The organism is Peribacillus sp. SIMBA_075, assembly GCF_046534585.1.
On record NZ_JAWRYN010001482.1, the window covers coordinates 1 to 240 of the forward strand.

Here is a 240-nt window from a genome sequence, read left to right on the forward strand (position 1 = left end):
CTGTAGGCATTTTCGCTTTTTGGGCTAATGCTGCCGTGGGATAATTGATTCGAATCCCTTTTATATCATTGTCCACACGCCGAAAGATCGAGTGGAAATACTGCGCATACAGGCGATTCTTTTCATCCGGCACATCTTTCATCTCGCTGTCGTTGGTCTCCCCGTGAATGCCGATATACCCGTGGATGCCGTTCCACATCTCTTGCTCCCACTGAACCATTTGGGCAAGCTGGTCATCTG

General features: G+C 49.2%; 1 pseudogene. It reads right to left on the reverse strand.

From position 1 onward, the window contains the following. Positions 1–199, reverse strand: a pseudogene (locus SB775_RS33325) (aminopeptidase); the annotation flags it as partial. Positions 200–240 lie beyond the last annotated feature (41 nt).